This window comes from Halomonas sp. EF61, from assembly GCF_040147045.1.
Taxonomy (GTDB): domain Bacteria; phylum Pseudomonadota; class Gammaproteobacteria; order Pseudomonadales; family Halomonadaceae; genus Halomonas; species Halomonas litopenaei.
Window position 1 is genome coordinate 373,814 of the sequence record NZ_JAMSHM010000003.1, and the last position, 15,528, is coordinate 389,341.

12 protein-coding genes are annotated in these 15,528 nt (G+C 64.8%); 1 reads left to right on the forward strand and 11 read right to left on the reverse strand.

Annotated features, from left to right (window positions below):
- Nucleotides 1-671: 671 nt before the first annotated feature.
- The 7 genes from NFI08_RS16635 to NFI08_RS16665 form a co-directional block, all read right to left on the reverse strand.
- Entirely contained in the window at nt 672-1,691 is a 1,020-nt protein-coding gene (locus NFI08_RS16635) for an IS110 family RNA-guided transposase (protein WP_108450237.1), read from the reverse strand.
- Nucleotides 1,692-1,827: 136 nt separating this feature from the next.
- On the reverse strand, nt 1,828-2,988 hold the full coding sequence (locus NFI08_RS16640; protein ID WP_108133187.1) for a fumarylacetoacetate hydrolase family protein: 1,161 nt from the start codon (nt 2,986-2,988) through the stop codon (nt 1,828-1,830).
- 39 nt (nt 2,989-3,027) lie between these two features.
- The gene (locus NFI08_RS16645) at nt 3,028-4,449 is read right to left on the reverse strand and encodes an FAD-binding oxidoreductase (protein WP_349590826.1); all 1,422 of its coding nucleotides are present in this window, start codon (nt 4,447-4,449) and stop codon (nt 3,028-3,030) included.
- Nucleotides 4,450-4,507: 58 nt separating this feature from the next.
- The gene (locus NFI08_RS16650) at nt 4,508-5,764 is read right to left on the reverse strand and encodes a TRAP transporter large permease (RefSeq protein ID WP_349590829.1); all 1,257 of its coding nucleotides are present in this window, start codon (nt 5,762-5,764) and stop codon (nt 4,508-4,510) included.
- Entirely contained in the window at nt 5,761-6,252 is a 492-nt protein-coding gene (locus tag NFI08_RS16655) for a TRAP transporter small permease (RefSeq protein WP_045995049.1), read from the reverse strand. The genes NFI08_RS16650 and NFI08_RS16655 overlap by 4 nt, the downstream gene beginning before the upstream one ends.
- Before the next feature lie 59 nt (nt 6,253-6,311).
- Complete coding sequence (locus NFI08_RS16660; RefSeq protein ID WP_124804835.1) at nt 6,312-7,400, reverse strand: TRAP transporter substrate-binding protein; 1,089 nt, start codon at nt 7,398-7,400, stop codon at nt 6,312-6,314.
- Between the two features lie 119 nt (nt 7,401-7,519).
- The gene (locus NFI08_RS16665) at nt 7,520-8,833 is read right to left on the reverse strand and encodes an L-fuconate dehydratase (protein ID WP_108133201.1); all 1,314 of its coding nucleotides are present in this window, start codon (nt 8,831-8,833) and stop codon (nt 7,520-7,522) included.
- Between the two features lie 244 nt (nt 8,834-9,077).
- Between NFI08_RS16665 and NFI08_RS16670 the strand changes: the two genes are divergently transcribed.
- Entirely contained in the window at nt 9,078-10,043 is a 966-nt protein-coding gene (locus NFI08_RS16670) for a LysR family transcriptional regulator (protein WP_083970676.1), read from the forward strand.
- Nucleotides 10,044-10,574: 531 nt separating this feature from the next.
- Here the strand turns inward: NFI08_RS16670 and NFI08_RS16675 are convergent.
- The 4 genes from NFI08_RS16675 to NFI08_RS16690 form a co-directional block, all read right to left on the reverse strand.
- On the reverse strand, nt 10,575-12,152 hold the full coding sequence (locus NFI08_RS16675; protein ID WP_349590834.1) for an aldehyde dehydrogenase (NADP(+)): 1,578 nt from the start codon (nt 12,150-12,152) through the stop codon (nt 10,575-10,577).
- Between the two features lie 131 nt (nt 12,153-12,283).
- The gene (araD1, locus tag NFI08_RS16680; protein WP_108450233.1) at nt 12,284-13,300 is read right to left on the reverse strand and encodes an AraD1 family protein; all 1,017 of its coding nucleotides are present in this window, start codon (nt 13,298-13,300) and stop codon (nt 12,284-12,286) included.
- A 176-nt stretch (nt 13,301-13,476) separates the two neighbouring features.
- Nucleotides 13,477-14,781, reverse strand: a complete 1,305-nt coding sequence (locus tag NFI08_RS16685) for a TRAP transporter large permease (RefSeq protein ID WP_124804832.1) — start codon at nt 14,779-14,781, stop codon at nt 13,477-13,479.
- Nucleotides 14,781-15,488 carry a TRAP transporter small permease subunit gene (locus NFI08_RS16690; RefSeq protein WP_253029529.1) on the reverse strand — a complete coding sequence of 236 codons (708 nt, stop codon included), beginning with the start codon at nt 15,486-15,488 and terminating at the stop codon, nt 14,781-14,783. Before NFI08_RS16690 ends, NFI08_RS16685 begins: the two co-directional genes overlap by 1 nt.
- Nucleotides 15,489-15,528: the final 40 nt, after the last annotated feature.

The window sequence follows — 15,528 nt, forward strand, 5'->3', positions numbered from 1 at the left end:
GAGGCGCACCTGGACGCATCCATCCACGGGTGCTGCGCTGACGGCGACGAGTCACGGCAAGGGCGGCGCAGGCTTCTTGGGTGGCCTTTGGCTTGCTCCCTGTCCTTTATCCGGGCCTTGAGGCCCTTGTCTGATGATGGTCGATGTTCCTTGGTCCCCTCGCTCGCGCGAGTGCAGCGATGACGTTGCCGGTCTTGTTCCTGACCTTGCGTTGTTCCTGATCTTGCGTTCGCGATGCAACGCGCCTTGCGCAAGAACAACCGTCATATGTCGAAACACTGACTGACATCGGCGGGAGGGGTCTTGAAGGTATATGTCAGGCCCATGTCACTCGCCATGTCCGGCGCGGGAACTCGCATACCGCATGCGCGAATGCTTGAGTAGCAGCGCGTAATGGCACAGTTGGCGGCCTGAAACAAAATGTATGGTCAGCCTGGCTTTTGCAACGTGGATCTACGACATTGACAAAGTGGGCTTGCGCCAATGTATTCGGGCTCTCGATGGGCACGCATCACTGGCGCCCGGCCCTCGATGAGAAGCCGCGCCTGTCCGACCTCAAAAAAGCCTCAGCATCAATGTGCTGTTTTTGTTGTCAGGTTCTCGGACAGGCAGTGAGCCGTTTGTCGTCATCGTGATCCTACGCCGCAAAACCCGTGACAGGGTATCTCCTCTCAGGCGAGTGTCGCCCCCGGCGATGGACGGAACTCACCCCCTTTGGCCAGGATCGCCCAGGCGATTCTGGCCATCTTGTTAGCCAAGGCACAGGCCACAACATTCGAATGCCGTCGGCAACCCAGTGCTCTCAGCCAGTCACCTAATTGATCGTTACGCTGATCCTGGCGCTGCATCACCGCGCGGGCACCCTGCACCAGCAAGCGTCGTAGATGGCCATCGCCGCGTTTGCTGATACCCAGGAGTCGCGGCTTTCCGCCGGTTGCGTACTGGCGAGGCACTAGCCCCAGGGCGGCGGCGAACTCACGCCCCGAACGGTAGTGCGAGGCATCACCTACCGCGCCGACGATGGCGCTGGCCGTGATGGGTCCGATTCCTGGCACCGTCATCAAGCGGCGGGCACCATCGTTACAGCGGGTATGCTGCTCGAGCGTTTTCTCGAGAACCGCGATCTCGTCACTTAGCCAGGTATAGTGCCCTTGGAGGCGTTGAGCCAACGCCACGAAAGCGGGTGGCAAGCCTTCCAGATAGCTCGTGAGACGACGGATCGCCGCATGCCCGACCGGCAAGGCCACCCCGAATTCGAGCAGGAAGCCGTGCAGGCGATTCATGATCGCGGTGCGTTCGGCGACCAGCCCTTGGCGAGTACGGTGTAGCGCACAGAGGATCTGCTGGTCTTCGCTCTTGATCGCTGCGAAGCGCATGGCCGGACGTGAGGCCGCTTCGCAGATCGCCTCGGCATCCACGAAATCGTTCTTGTTGGTCTTGACGAAGGGCTTGACGTACTGGGGCGGAATCAGCCGTACGTCGTGCCCTAACGCCTGGATCTGGCGGGCCCAGTAATGGCTTCCGGCACAGGATTCCATGACCACCCGACAGGCAGGCTGCTGGGCCAATTGCGACAGCAGTTTCTGGCGTGACAGCGCCTTGCGGAACAAGGGTTTGCCGTGGCGAGTTTGAGCATGCAGATGGAAGCTGCGTTTGCCCAGGTCGATACCGATGATGGCGGGAGCGGTCATGAGCGTGGTCCTCTGAAAAGAAGAAGCCCAGCAAGCATAGCCTGCTGGGCTTCGAGGTCAGGCTGACCATCTCATTAAAGCCTCGCCGAGGGCGAGGCAGAAGGGAGATGTCGGTTCGTGCGGGTCTTGCGTGGTGTCAGCCGCGCTGGTGGGCGAGCCAGGCGCGGATACCGTAGGTCCAGGGGGGCAGCTGGTCGGAGCGTTCGACGCGATTGACCAGAGCGCCCAGGCTAGGCGTCGAGATGGTGACCACATCACCCAGGTGATGGGTAAAGCCCTGGCCGGGCCCGTCGCGGTCCTGAATCGGCGAGAACATGGTGCCGAGGAACAGCATGAAGCCATCGGGGTACTGGTGATGCGCGCCGATGGTCTGGCCCACCAGGTCCAGCGGGTCGCGACTGATCTCGCGCATGTCGCTCTGGTCCTCGAGCAGGAAGTCGTCGTCGTTGCCTTCGATGCGCAGGCTGACCATGGCCGAGCGCACGTCGTCGATCGAGAAGTGGTCATCGAACAGGCGAATGAAGGGCCCGATGGCACAGGAGGCGTTGTTATCCTTGGCCTTGCCCAGCAGCAGGGCACTGCGTCCTTCGACATCGCGCAGGTTGACGTCATTGCCCAGCGTCGCGCCGCGGGCGTTGCCTTGTGCATCCACCGCCAGCACGATTTCGGGCTCGGGGTTGTTCCAGCGCGATGACGGGTGCAGCCCCACCGCCGCGCCCTGGCCCACCGCGGACAGCGGCTGCGACTTGGTGAAGACCTCGGCGTCGGGGCCGATGCCGACCTCCATGTACTGGGACCAGGCGCCACGGGACTGAAGCTCGGCCTTGAGCGCCATGGCCTCGTCGGAGCCGGGACGGATCTTCGACAGGTCACCGCCGATCACGCGCTTGAGTTCCTCGCGCAGCTCGCCGGCGCGGGCGGCGTCGCCACCGGCCTGCTCCTCGATGACGCGTTCCAGCAGGCTGACCGCGAAGGTCACTCCACAGGCCTTGATCGCCTGGACGTCGCAGGGCGCGAGCAGGTGCGGGGCGCGCTGGGGTGTCTGGCAGGAATTTTCCAGCAGGCTGTCCAGGCTACCCAGGGACTCGCCCTCGGCGTTGGCGATCAGCTCGGCGGCGTCGTCGCGTTCGAGCAGGTCGGCCATGACATTGATGGTGGCCGACAGGTCGATAAGCTGGCCATCGCGAACGGTTACCAGGACGGGGCCTTGCTGGTCGTCGCGCCACACTCGGCCGACCAGCAGGGCACGGTCGGCGTCGTCGGGCAGGATGTCGCGGGCGGTAAGGCGGGGACTCATGTTAGGACCTCTATCTGTTGAAAAGGGGAAGTCGATGGCTCAGCGCTGCATTCTCGGCAGGATACGCCCGGGGCTCATCAGGCCGCGGGGGTCCAGCAGGCGCTTCAGGCCACGCATGATGTCGTGCTCCGGCGCCGACAGGCTTTCGAGGAAGTAGGGCTGCTTGACGCGACCGATGCCGTGCTCGGCGCTGATGCTGCCGTCGAACTCGGCGACAATGGCAAACAGCTGCTCTTCCAGCTCATGCAGTAGACTGCGCTTGTCGTCGTCGTCCAGATGCGCCGGCGGCAGGATATTGAAGTGCAGGTTGCCATCGCCGACGTGGCCGTAGGCGATGACCTGAGAGTCTGGCGAGGCCTCGGCGATCGCCGCCTCCGCCTGGTCATGGAAGGCGGTAAGCTGCGAGATTGGCAGCGAGACATCGGTACGCAGGTGCTCGCCGCGGCGCTGCTGGCCTTCCAGCATGGCCTCGCGCAGCTGCCATAGCTGGGCCGCCTGGGTGTCGCTTGTGGCCAGCACACCATCCTCCAGCAGGCCGTCCTCGAGTCCTCGCTCGAATAGCGCCTCGATCATGCTGTCGAGATCGGCAGGCCCGCTGGCGGCGACTTCCATCAGTACGTACACCGGGTGGGGTGCATCCAGCGGGTCCGGCAGTGAGGGATCGGCCTCCAGGGCAAGCTCCATGCAGGCCCGCGGAATCAGCTCGAAGGCGGTCAGCAGGTCGCAGCAGCTGCGTCTTGCCTGGGCGTAGAGTTTCAGCACCGAGGCCACGTCGGGGCAGCCGATCAACGCAGTGCGTGTCACCTGGGGACGGGGGTAGAGCTTGAGTACCGCGCCGGTGACGATGCCCAGGGTACCCTCGGCACCGATGAACAGCTGCTTCAGGTCGTAGCCGGTGTTGTTCTTGTGCAGTGCCTTCATGTCGTCGAGCAGGCGGCCGTCCGGCAGTGCCACCTCGATACCCAGTACCAGCTGGCGCATCATGCCGTAGCGCAGCACGTTAAGGCCGCCGGCGTTGGTGGCGATATTGCCGCCGATCTGGCAGCTGCCCTGGGCGCCGAGGGCCAGCGGAAAGGTGCAATCCTCGGCCTCGGCGGCGTCCTTGATGGTCTGCAGTACGCAGCCGGCGTCGACGCTCACGGTGAAGTTGATCGGATCGATGGAGCGAATTTTATTAAGCCGCTCCAGGCTGATGACCAGCTCCGGTGTCTGGCTGTCCGGCAGGGCGCCTTCGACCAGGCCGCTGCCGCCGCCCTGAGGGACCACCGGAATATCGTGGCGATGGCAGTAGCCGAGTACCTGCGCCACCTGCTCAGAGCTCGCCGGGCGAGCCACCGCCAGCGGCAGACCGCCGCGGGCGCCGGCCCAGTCGACCCGATAGCGCTCGAGGTCGTCTGTCAGCACGCCGGTGCTGCCCAGGGTCTCTCGCAGAAAGGTCAGCAGGTCGTCGTTGGCGCTCATCGGGGGCTTCTCCGCTCGGCGGGCGGCCAGGGGCCGCCCAGGTTGTTCAAGTTCGGGGTTATCGGAACCACAGCACCACTCCCGGGAACAGCAGGAACACGACCAGCAGTGCCACCAGGGTGAAGTAGAAGGGCAGCAGGCTCTTGACCAGGCTTTCCATGCCGACCTTGCCGACGCCACAGCCGACATAGAGCACGGTGCCCACCGGCGGGGTGATCAGGCCGATACCCAGGATGAAGGACATCAGCACGCCGAAGTACACCGGGTCGATGCCAAGCTTGACCACCACCGGCGTCATCAGCGGTGCCAGGATCACCATGGCAGGGGTCAGGTCCATGAAGAAGCCCACCACCAGCAGGAAGGCCGACAGGATCAGCAGCAGCAGAAGCTTGTTCTCGGTGATGGCCGACAGGCTCACTACCAGTTGCTGGGGGATCATGTTGGCGGTCAGAAGCCAGGCCAGCACGCTGGCGAAGGCCAGCAGCAGCATGACCACACCTGTCAGGCGACCGGTGCTCACGCACAGCTCAAAGAAGCGCTTGAGCGATAGGCTGCGATAGACAAAGAAGGACACCGCAAAGGCATAGACCAGCGCGATGGCGGCGCTCTCGGTGGGGGTGAAGACCCCGGTGAGGATGCCACCGACGATGATCACCGGCAGCAGCAGCGCCAGGATGGCGTCCTTGAGGGCACTGGCGAGCTCCGGGAAGGAGAAGGCCTGGCCTTTGCCGTTCTTGCGTGATTGCACGTAGGTGGTGGCCGCCAGTCCCAGGGTGATCAGGATGCCGGGCACGATGCCGGCCAGGAACAGCTGGGAGATCGAGGTGTTGGTGACCACGCCGAACAGGATCATCGGGATCGACGGCGGGATGATGATGCCGACCACCGAGGCCGCGACCACGATGGCGGTGGCCATGGGCGCGCTGTAGCGATGCTGCTTCATCGGCTCGATCATCATGCTGCCGACCGCCGAGGCGTCGGCCACGGCGGAGCCGCTGATGCCGCCGAAGAACATCGAGGTCATCACCGCCACCTGACCCAGACCGCCGGCGACGAAGCCGACCATGGCGCTGGCCAGTCGGACCAGACGGGTGGCGATGCCGCCTTCGCTCATCACCTCGCCGACCAGGATGAACAGCGGAATGGCCAGCAGCGGAAAGGAGTCCAGGCCATTCACCGCCTGGGCGACGATGGGCGACAGCGAATAGTCGAAATAGAAGAAGATGAACAGGCTGATGGCGCCGAGGCCAAACGAGATCGGCATGCCAATGACGATGCAGATGGCAAGCCCGATAAGGATGCTCCACAGGATCATGGTTCGGACCTCCTGAGCAGGGCCACCAGGGCCAGGGTGTTGGCGATCAGGGTCAGCCCTGCCATCACCGGCATGGCGCTATAGAGCCAGGTCTTGGGGATGCCGAGCATGGGGGTGGCGCTGGTATAGCCGGAGATCAGCTCCTTGAAGCCGAGCAGGATGCAGATGCAGACGAGGTAGATCACCGCCACGGCGGTCAGTCCCAGCACGCGGCGCAGCCCGGCCGGGGCCAGGTCCTTGAAGTAGGTCACCGCCACGTGTTCCTTCTCGAGGCTGCCGAGCCCGGCGCCAAGCAGTACCAGCCAGATGAACAGCACCCGGGATAGCTCCTCGGCCCAGGCGTAGGACGTATTGAGCACGAAGCGACCGAAGACGTTGGCGGTCACGCAGAACACCACGCCGAGCACCAGCAATCCGACGGCGATGCGCAGCGTGGTAATCAACCACCCCAGGAGTCCCGGGGTGGAAGTGGAGGATAGGGTGGTCATGGGTCACCTCCGTGGTGACGACGACCCCGCCGCCGACAGCGGCGGGGTCGGGCTAGGGCTTACTGGGAAACAGCGCGGATATCGTCGATCAGCTCTCCGCCGATCTTCTCGCGCCACTCGTCATAGACCGGCGACAGGGTCTCCTGGAAGGTGGCCACCTGTTCCGGGGTCAGCTCGGTGATGTTCATGCCCTCGTCCATCAGCTCCTGCTTGATCTGGTCGTTGAGGGTGCGGCTGACTTCACGCTGGTAGTCGCCCATCTGCTTGGCGGCGTCGGACAGCAGATCCTGATAGCCCTCGGGCAGACGGCTCCAGAAGCGCTCGGAGACCAGGGTGATAAAGGGCGTGTAGACGTGGTTGGACTCGGTGGCGTAGTCCTGCACTTCGTTGAACTTGGACGACTGAATGGTGATCCAGGGGTTCTCCTGGCCGTCGACCACGCCCTGCTCGAGGGCGGTGAACAGCTCGGCGAAGGACATCGGCGTCGGGTTGGCGCCCAGGGTCTTCCAGATATCCAGGTGGATCGGGTTCTGCATGGTCCTGACCTTGAGGCCATCCAGATCCTCGGGCGAGGCCACCGCGTTCTGGCTGTTGGTCAGCTGGCGATAGCCGTTCTCGGCCCAGCCGAGGGCCTTGAGGCCGTTGGTGCTGGCGGTTTCCAGCATGCGGTCACCGATCTCGCCGTCGAGCACCTCGTCGGCCACTTCCGGGGTGGGGAACAGGAACGGCAGGTCGAACACCGCGAATTCCGGGAACATGTTGACCAGCGGCGACGTGGACGGCGCGGTCATCTCCAGGGTGCCGGACTGCAGCGCGCTGACCGCCTGGAGGTCATCGCCAAGCTGTGCGCTGTGGAACAGCTCGACTTGGATATGGCCGTCACTGCGTGCCTCGACGATGTCCTCGAAGTACTCGAGGCCACGGTACTGGGCGCCGGACTGGGTGGTGCCGATGCTGAACTTGAGGGTGTAGTCGTTGCCGTCACCCTCGGCCACGGGGCCGTCGACCTCGGGGATCGGCGGCATCTCGCTGGCGGCCTGGGCGGTGGCAACACCACCCAGCGTCAGGCTGCCGATGGTCAGGGCGGCGATGGCCGCGCCCAGGCGGCGACGGGTGAAGGGGGCGACGGACGTTGTGATTGTTGTCATGCTTCTCTCCAATTTGCGTGGCGTGCTGGCCATTGCGTAACGCTCTGGCCCTTGCTTGGCGTGCTGGCCAGCGGCTCCGGGAAGCGTTTCATCCCGGGGCCGCTGGCCGGTGGAGCGGCTCAGGCGTCTTGCCAGGCCGCGCCTTCGGGGTAGCGATGCATCTCGAGGGACTCGGGCTTCATGGTGATGCTGTAGCCCGGCGCCTCGGGCACCAGGTAGCGACCCTGACGGATACGCACCGGGTCGACAAAGTGCTCGTGCAGGTGGTCGACGTACTCCAGCAGGCGACCTTCCAGCGAACCGGAGACGGCGATGTAGTCGAACAGGGAGATGTGTTGGGTGTATTCGCATAGGCCCACGCCACCGCCGTGGGGGCAGATCGGCACGCCGTACTTGGCCGCCAGCAGCACCACGATGATGACCTCGTTGAGCCCGCCCAGACGCGCCGCGTCGAGCTGACAGAAGTCGATGGCGCCTGCCTGCAGCAGCTGCTTGAACATCACCCGGTTGTGGCAGTGCTCGCCGGTGGCGACGCCGATGCCACCTTCCAGGCCGCCCCTGAGGCGACGACGGATCTCGGCGTGACCGAGGATGTCGTCGGGGCTGGTGGGCTCCTCGATCCAGTGAGGATTGAACTCGGCCAGACGGCGCATGTTGACGATGGTCTCGTCCACATCCCACATCTGGTTGGCGTCCATCATCAGGGTGCGTTGTTCGCCGATCTCCTCGCGCAGGATCGCCGCGCGCCGGCGATCCTCCTCGATGTCGCCACCGACCTTCTGCTTGAAGTGCTGCCAGCCCTCGGCCAGGGCTTCGCGGCACAGTCGACGCATCTTTTCCTCGGAATAGCCAAGCCAGCCCGCGGAGGTGGTATAGCCGGGGTAGCCCTCGGCCTTCATCTCGGCCTCGCGCTCGCCCTTGGTGCCGGCCTTGCGACGCAGCAGGGCGATGGCCTCCTCGGGGGTGATGGCGTCGGTAACGAAGCGGAAGTCCAGGCAGCGCACCAGCTGTTCCGGGCTCATGTCGACCAGCAGCTTCCAGATCGGCTTGCCTTCACGCTTGGCCCACAGGTCCCAGATAGCATTGACCAGGGCGGCGCTGGCCAGGTGCATCACGCCCTTTTCCGGACCCAGCCAGCGCAGCTGGCTATCGCCACTGGTCAGCTCGCGCCAGAAGGTGCCCATGTCGGCGGTGATGTCCTCGAGCTTGCGGCCCACTAGGGTGGGTGCCAGGGCGTTGACCGCAGCGACGCAGAGATCATTGCCGCGGCCGATGGTAAAGCTCAGGCCGTGGCCCTCGTCTTCCTGATCGGTGTGCAGGATGACGTAGGTGGCCGAGTAGTCCGGCGCCTCGTTCATGGCATCGGAGCCATCGAGCTGGCGTGAGGTGGGGAAGCGGATATCGCGGGCGTCGACCCGAGTGATGGTGGTCATGCTGGCGGCCTTGTGGTGAATATTGTTGGTTGTCCGACGAGTGGCCAGGGAAAGCATTGTGGGCGTCGATCAGCGGTTGGCTCCTTGCGGAAAGCGCCTGCCTCTCTGGTTGCTATCTCGCTGACCTCTTGCTGCTGTCTCTCGCTGCTGTCCCGTCGTTCTATTGTCAGTGAGGGCAGTCTAAACAGAGCGCTAAAAGAACGGCCAATCCAAGTTTTTGGCCATTTGATAACCTCAGGTTATCATGTGTTTTTCAATCATCGGGATGATGCGCTACATGCCCCATGACAGCGGTATTCACGCCAAGACGTGGCTGCGGATCAGGCATATGGTATTGCTGGTCGCCTTGGACGAAAGTCGTAACATGCACGCGGCTGCAAGGCAGCTGAACATCAGCCAGCCGGCGGCCAGCAAGATGCTCAAGGACATCGAGGGATTTCTCGGAATACCGCTGTTTCTGCGTGAGCCCGGGCGGATGGAACCGACCGACGCAGGTGTGACGGTATTGCGCTATGCACGGCGTCTGCTCAACGACACCGATCGGCTGGTCGAAGAACTGGCTTCACTGCGCGAAGGTGGGCACGGTCGGCTGGCGCTTGGCTCGGTACCCGGTGCCGCCCCGGTGATGTTGCCAAGGGCCATGGCGGAGCTGAAGTCGCACCGGCCGCGGCTCGCGATCTCGTTGATCGAGAACTCCAGCGATCGACTGCTGGTGGATCTCGAATACAAGCTGCTCGACGCCGTCATCGGCCGCTATACCGAGCCGTCCCAGCGTCATCTGTTCGACTTTCTGCCGCTCAAGGAGGAGCCGGTGTCGGTGGTGGCACGACCCGACCATCCGCTGTGTCAGGGGACGCCTGAGTTGGCCGAGGTGGTGCGCTGGCCCTGGGTGCTGCACCCCATGGCGAGCCCCATGCGCGGGTTGTTCGAGGCGGCCCTGGCCGAGGCCGGCGTCGCCTCGCCGCGCAACGTCATCGAGACCACCTCCACCCAGGCCTCGCTTCAGCTGGTGGCGAGTACCGATACCCTGTCGCTGTTGCCAAGCTCGGTGGTCAAGACCACCTTCTCTCAAGGCCGTTTCGCGGTACTGCCGCTGACCATCGGTGAGCCGCTGGGCTACTACGGCGTGCTCACGCGCAAGGGCGAGCCCTGGCCTGAACTGCTGACCGAGTTTGTCGCCAGCCTGGTCGGAGAAGAGGATGCGCCCTGAGCAATATCGTGGGCAGGAATGATCGTGGGCGTGAAAGGATGTTTCGGGGATGTCTTGGCCAATAAGTTGGGCGTTTCATGCCGTCAATAATGACCAGAATATTCGCTGAATAAGCGTGAAATGTCACCGATTATGGATTGGGTGTGATTGCAAAGGCAGGAGGGAACGGTAGCGGGAGGATGTCTGGATAGGTGTCTGGATAGATGTCTCGATGACTGTCTTCAAGGCTATCTTGATAAGCGACGTGATTTGGGGGGTAAGTGTGCCAATAGCCGTCGCTGAATCATGAGCCAAGGCCATCGTTCCCTGCAGGTCTTTATCAGGCGATACGGACCGAAGGACGATGACAGAAAGGCGGGGCCAGAAAGACCAGGACAGAATGACAAGAACAAGAAAAAGAAGACGAGACAGGAGGCGCCGATGATCGGCGCCTCCGTCCGTTCGCTTCAACTATGGCTTCAGCTACGTGTTCAGCCATGTCTTCAACTACGTCATTTCAAGACCCTTGGTTGAAGACGTGTGCCAGGCGGTTTACGCCTCGCGCTTGCCGTCCACCAGGCGGCTGACGTTCAGCGGGTTGCCGTCCTTGAGCGCTTGCGGCAGCAGGGCGTCCGGCAGGTTCTGATAGCACACCGGGCGCAGGAAGCGGTGGATGGCGGCGCTGCCGACCGAGGTGGTGCGCGAGTCAGAGGTGGCCGGATAGGGGCCACCGTGGACCATGGCGTGGCACACCTCGACCCCGGTGGGCCAGCCGTTGGCCATGACCCGACCGGCACGCCGCTCGAGGATCGGCAGCAGGCCACGGGCCGCGTCGATGTCGCCGTCGTCCATCTGCAGGGTCGCGGTCAGCTGGCCCTCGAGCCCTTCGGCCAGTGCCTTGACCTCGTCCAGGTCAGCACACTCGACCACCAGCGAGGTCGAACCGAACACCTCGGCCTGCAGCGCCTCATCATTGAGGAAGTCGCTGGCCTTGGCCACGAACAGGCCGGCCTGGCACTGGTTGGGTCCGTCGCCCTGGGGGCCGCGCGCCACTTCACGGGCCTTGTCGCTGCCGCCCAGGGTGTTGACGCCCTGGGTGTAGGCGTCGTGGATGCCCGGCGTCAGCATGGTCTGGGCGCCGGCACCCTTGACCGCTTCGGCGGCGGCCTCGACGAAGCCGTCGAGCGCCTCGCCCTTGACCGCGATCACCAGCCCCGGGTTGGTGCAGAACTGGCCGGCCCCCATGGTCAGCGAGCCGACGAAGGCCTCGCCCAGCTCCTTGCCACGGGCCTTGAGCGCCTCGGGCAGCAGGAACACCGGATTGATCGAGCTCATCTCGGCGTACACCGGGATCGGCTCGGGACGCGCCTGGGCGGTCTTCATCAGGGCGGTGCCACCGCTGCGCGAGCCGGTGAAGCCCACCGCCTTGATCCGCGCGTCGCTGACCAGGCCCTGGCCGACCTCGCGACCGGAACCAAACAGCAGCGAGAACACACCTTCCGGCAGTTCACAGCGGGTCACCGCCTTCTGCAGCGCGCGGCCGACCAGCTCGGAGGTGCCGGGGTGGGCGGAGTGGGCCTTGACCACCACCGGACAGCCGGCGGCCAGGGCGGAGGCGGTGTCGCCGCCGGCCACCGAGAACGCCAGCGGGAAGTTGGAAGCGCCGAACACCGCCACCGGACCCAGCGCGATATGGCGCTGGCGCAGGTCGACCCGCGGCATCGGTTCACGGTCCGGCAGGGCCGGATCGTGCCGCACGTCGAGCCATTCGCCGGCGCGCACCACCGAGGCGAACAGGCGCAGCTGGCCGCAGGTACGGCCGCGCTCGCCCTGCAGACGTGCCTGGGGCAGGCCGGACTCCTGCATGGCGCGCTCGATCAGGGTGTCACCGAGCGCCTCGATCTCGTCGGCGATGGTCTCGAGAAAGGTCGCGCGGGCCTCGAGGCCGGTCTCGCGGTAGCTATCGAAGGCCGCCCAGGCCAGTTCGCAGGCGCGCTCGACCTCGGCCTTGGAACCTGCCTTGTAGCCAGGCTCGAGGGTCTCACCGGTGGCCGGATTGACGGCGTGGATGGGCTCGCCCTTGGCCTCGACGGCCTGGCTGCCGATCAGCTGCTTTCCTTCCAGAGTCATGTTGGCTCCTTTTCGCTTGCGGGGATGGGGTTGTCGGTGTGCTGTCTGGTACCAGTGTCAACGCCGGCTCGACCTGCGTTCAATGCTCGTGTCGTCATTGTGCGGGACGGTCGAAGCCTGTCGCCGGTCGATTACATCGGCGTGACGCTGGTCTGTTCTTCGTCCTCGGTGGGCGGCGCCAGCGGATTGCGCAGGGGACGCCCGAAGGCCGGTAGCTCGATCTCGTAGCGCTCGCCCGGTTTGACACTGACACCGTCGGCGAAGCTCAGGGTGGCGGTGCCGAAAAAATGGACGTGGACGTCACCGGGCCGACGGAAACCTGGGTACTTGAAGTGGTGGTGCTCCAGGTTGGCGATGGTGTGCGCCATGTTGTCCTCACCGGTCAAGAACGGCTTCTCCCACAGGGTCTCGCCGTCTCTGGTGATACGCGAAGTACCCTCCAGATGAGAGGGTAGTTCACCGATCAGCAGTTCGGGGCCGAAACTGCAGGCGCGAAGCTTGGAGTGGGCCAGCCACAGGTAGTTGTAGCGTTCGGTGATGTGATCCGAGAATTCGTTGCCGATGGCGAAGCCCAGCCGATGGGGGCGGCCCTGATCATCGATGAGGTAGAGCCCGGCGAGTTCCGGCTCTTCGCCTGCATCCTCGGCAAAGGATGGCCAGGGCAGCGGCGCCTCGGGGGCCACCACGCAGTCACCATCCCCCTTGTAGAACCACTCGGGCTGGGCGCCCACCTGACCTTCGGCGGGCTTGCCGCCCTCGACGCCGAGCCTGAACATGCGCATGGAATCGGTCAGCTTGGCGTCGTCGGTTTCGGACGAGTCGGCGTGCATGGCGCTGCGGGTATCGGCGCTGCCCAGATGGGTCAGGCCGGTGCCGGTGACCAGGCAGTGCGCGGGATCCGGATGGGTCAGCGGCGGCAGTAGCTGACCGCTCGCGACCAGATCGGCGTAGTCGAGGGTCTCGTCACCGAGGCTTGCCTTGACCGTGGTCGCCAGGCCCTTGCCCTCGGCCAGCGCACGGCGTGCCAGGGTATAGGTGTCGGCATCGGTCAGTCGCACAAAGTCCGGTCCTTCGACCAGGGCGGCCCTGACGCTGCCCTGGTGGCGGCACTGGATGATGCGAAGGGTCTCGGGGGTGTCATGATGCATGGCGATATCCTTGCGTGACGTGGGCGCCTTGTCCCGGTTCACGGTTGGCCCCAGAGGCATCTTACGCCCCTGGGGTGGTGTATGGTCAACATACAAAGGTATGGGTTGACGTTATGGAAAGGTGGCTTTGCTGGCGTCTAGCCTGGCGCCTGGTCCCGGAGAGGGGCCGATCCGCTTCATTGCACCAGCCACATGGCCATTTCGGGCCACACCAGCAGCGCCGCGAGTACACATAGCTGCAGGGCGATAAAGGGCAGCACCGAGACGAAGATGTCCTTGAGGCTGATCTCCGGTGGCGCCACGCCCTTCAGGTAGAAGGCCGCGGGACCGAACGGCGGCGACAGGAAGGACACCTGCATGTTCACCGCGAACAGGATGCCGAACCAGATCGGGCTGTAGCCCAGCTGCACGATGATCGGCACGAAGATCGGCAGGGTCAGCATGGCCACCCCGATCCAGTCGAGGAACATGCCGAGCACGATCAGGATCGCCATCATCACCAGGATGATCACGATGGGCGAGACGTCCAGATCCATGATCATGCCGGAGATGAAGCGGTTGCCGCCCATCAGGTTGTAGACCCCGACCAGGGCGGCGGCGCCGATGCCGATCCAGATGATCATGCCGCAGGTCACCAGGGTCTGGGACAGGCTCTGGTGCATCATCGAGAACGAGAACTCGCCCCGGGCCAGCACCGCCAGCAGCACGCCGAACACGCCCATGGCCGCCGCCTCGGTGACCGAGGCCACGCCACCGTAGATCGAGCCCAGCACCATGAAGGCGATCAGCGCCGGCACGATGATCGAGCGCAGCGCGGCACCCCTGGAGGCGAAGCCGGCGTTGCGGTCCTCCTCGCTCATCGGCGGGCCCATGGCGGGGTTGCGCAGGCAGCGCACCAGCACATAACCGATGTAGGACAGCATCAGGATCACCGCCGGGGTGATCGCCGCGGTAAACAGGTCGGCGATGGAGACGCTGGCGATCAGGCCGTAGATGATCAGCACGATGGACGGCGGCATCATGGTACCGAGCGCCCCGCCGGCGCAGACCACGCCGATCGACAGGTGCTTGTCGTAGCCGAGGCGGAGCATCTGCGGCAGCGCCAGGATGCCGAGCAGCACGATCTCGCCGCCGATGATGCCGGACAGCGCGGCCAGGAAGAACGCCACCACCACGGTCTGCACGGCGACGCCCCCGGGCAGTCGCCCGGCGAACACCCGCATGGCGTTGAACAGATCCTTGGCGATGCCCGATCGGTCGAGCAGCGAGGCCATCAGCACGAACATCGGCACCGCCACCAGCGAGTACTCGGTGACGAAGCCGTAGACCCGGCTGGTCACCAGCGGCAGGGCGTTGGGGCCGAACCAGCCGAAGGTAAAGGCCAGCGCCACCAGGCCGGTAATAAAGGCCAGCGGCAGGCCGGTGACCAGCAGCGCGAAGATGGCGCCGACCAGCAGCAGGGTTCCGTCTGCGATGCTCATCAGTCAGCGCCTCCTTCGGGTGCGTCGGGGGCGGGCTTGCCCTTGATCGACTGGATCAGGTGAATCAGCGCCTGGACGCACATGATCGCCACCGCGGCGAGGATCATGCCCTTGACCAGGGCGGGGAACGGCGGGTTCCAGGAGGTGCCGGAGCGCTCCAGTTGCCACTCGCCGAGGGGGTTGTGGGAGGCGCCGTAGAACATCACCCAGGCGGCGTAGGTCATGCCCAGGCAGAAGCCGAAGGTGACTAGGTCATTGAAGCGGTCGAGCCACAGCCGGAACCTCGGGCCCACGGCGTCGTAGAGCACCTTGACCCGGATATGGCGGTTGGAGGCCAGCGCGGCCGGGCCGCCGAGACAGAAGCTGACCGCCACCAGCATGACCACGCTCTCGTGGACCCAGGAGGTGGGCGCGCCGAAGCCGTAGCGCATGATCACCTCATAGACGCTGATGGCCATGGCGATAAACACCAGCCAGGCGGCGAACTGGGCCACCCGAACCACGCCACGGTCGAACCGACTGCGCACCACATCGGGTGCACGCTCGGGCGTCCTGTCCGCCGACGGGTCGGGGTTCGGGCCGCGAGAAGGCTCGGGTGAAGGATCATGCGAAGGCTCGTGCGAAGGCTCTTGTGACGGATCAGGCGGCCGCCCGGCGCCGTCATGTGGCGATCCGGCGGGGGTGTTGTGGGAGGAGGGAGGCGTCATGGTTGCTCCAGGCCGCTGGCGGCGTTGGTCAACAGGTTGA

Bases quoted from the DNA above. Each gene is read 5' to 3' on its own strand.
- NFI08_RS16635 (WP_108450237.1), bottom strand. From the start codon at position 1,691: ATGACCGCTCCCGCCATCATCGGTATCGACCTGGGCAAACGCAGCTTC.
- NFI08_RS16640 (WP_108133187.1), bottom strand. From the start codon at position 2,988: ATGAGTCCCCGCCTTACCGCCCGCGACATCCTGCCCGACGACGCCGAC.
- NFI08_RS16645 (WP_349590826.1), bottom strand. From the start codon at position 4,449: ATGAGCGCCAACGACGACCTGCTGACCTTTCTGCGAGAGACCCTGGGC.
- NFI08_RS16650 (WP_349590829.1), bottom strand. From the start codon at position 5,764: ATGATCCTGTGGAGCATCCTTATCGGGCTTGCCATCTGCATCGTCATT.
- NFI08_RS16655 (WP_045995049.1), bottom strand. From the start codon at position 6,252: ATGACCACCCTATCCTCCACTTCCACCCCGGGACTCCTGGGGTGGTTG.
- NFI08_RS16660 (WP_124804835.1), bottom strand. From the start codon at position 7,400: ATGACAACAATCACAACGTCCGTCGCCCCCTTCACCCGTCGCCGCCTG.
- NFI08_RS16665 (WP_108133201.1), bottom strand. From the start codon at position 8,833: ATGACCACCATCACTCGGGTCGACGCCCGCGATATCCGCTTCCCCACC.
- NFI08_RS16670 (WP_083970676.1), top strand. From the start codon at position 9,078: ATGTGTTTTTCAATCATCGGGATGATGCGCTACATGCCCCATGACAGC.
- NFI08_RS16675 (WP_349590834.1), bottom strand. From the start codon at position 12,152: ATGACTCTGGAAGGAAAGCAGCTGATCGGCAGCCAGGCCGTCGAGGCC.
- araD1 (WP_108450233.1), bottom strand. From the start codon at position 13,300: ATGCATCATGACACCCCCGAGACCCTTCGCATCATCCAGTGCCGCCAC.
- NFI08_RS16685 (WP_124804832.1), bottom strand. From the start codon at position 14,781: ATGAGCATCGCAGACGGAACCCTGCTGCTGGTCGGCGCCATCTTCGCG.
- NFI08_RS16690 (WP_253029529.1), bottom strand. From the start codon at position 15,488: ATGACGCCTCCCTCCTCCCACAACACCCCCGCCGGATCGCCACATGAC.